This window comes from Neisseria sp. P0021.S006, from assembly GCF_051956895.1.
In genome coordinates this window covers 1-448 of sequence record NZ_JBQCWZ010001248.1, presented here as the reverse complement: position 1 = coordinate 448, position 448 = coordinate 1, and the positions used below count along the sequence as shown (strand labels likewise).

The window sequence follows — 448 nt, the reverse complement described above, 5'->3', positions numbered from 1 at the left end:
ACCACCGAAGGCTTGGATTTCAATGCCCGATTGGAACAATTCAAAGCATTGGGCTATACCGTTGTCGGTATTTCGCGTGACGGCGTTAAATCGCATCAGAATTTCTGCGCTAAACAAGGCTTCCAGTTTGAATTGTTGAGCGATAAAGAAGAAACCGTCTGCAAACTGTTTGACGTGATCAAGCTGAAAAAGCTTTACGGCAAAGAATCCCTCGGCATTGAGCGCAGCACGTTTGTGTTGGACGAAAACGGCGAAATTGCCCATGAGTGGCGCAAAGTCAAAGTGGCCGGACACGCGCAGGAAGTTTTGGATACAATCTCTCAAGCCTCTTAAATAGGGCTTTGAAAACCTAAGGCCGTCTGAACGGATGTAAAGTTATGCCGTTCAGACGGCCTTTCAATACAGTTTGATGAGTATGGATGATTTAATAGACAAACTGCTTGAATCC

General features: G+C 45.5%; 1 protein-coding gene. It reads left to right on the top strand.

The genetic code is table 11. The features are described from left to right. On the top strand, positions 1-333 hold a 333-nt coding region (locus tag ACTHUM_RS19710; RefSeq protein ID WP_440403970.1), incomplete at its 5' end, for a peroxiredoxin. Between the last annotated feature and the right edge of the window lie 115 nt (positions 334-448).